Consider the following 504-nt stretch of genomic DNA (forward strand, 5'->3'; position numbering starts at 1 on the left):
AGGTGACTCATGCAAATTACTCAAAGTCCTCAGTTCAACGGCAAAGCGTCTAAGCGTTTACATGTTATGGCAAAGCCAATTGGTGCTGCCTGTAACATTGACTGTACTTACTGCTACTACCTCAGCAAACAGGACTTACTTGAGTATAAAAAAGGATGTTCACCAATGATGGATGAAGCCACGTTAGAGGCTTACATCAAACAGTATATTGAAGGGCAAAATACACCTGAGATCGTCTTCTCTTGGCAGGGCGGCGAGCCAACGATGCTGGGTTTGGATTACTTCAAGAAAATTGTCGAGTTTCAAGCGAAGTACCAGCCCGCAGGCGTGAAGATCTCAAACGATCTGCAAACAAACGGCACGTTATTGAATGACGAATGGTGCGAATTTTTAAGCGAGAACCATTTCTTGGTGGGCTTGAGTATTGATGGCCCTGAAATGCTGCACAACGCGTATCGAACCAACCGAGCCGCTCGGGGCACATTCAACCAAGTTCTAACTACG

Annotated in this window: 1 protein-coding gene; it reads left to right on the forward strand. The window is 45.8% G+C overall.

The annotated features are described in order from the left end of the window. Positions 1-9 precede the first annotated feature (9 nt). On the forward strand, positions 10-504 hold a 495-nt coding region (locus R7Z50_RS31445), incomplete at its 3' end, for a radical SAM protein (protein WP_318150269.1).

The sequence above is a fragment of the Vibrio sp. 1249-1 genome (assembly GCF_033340495.1).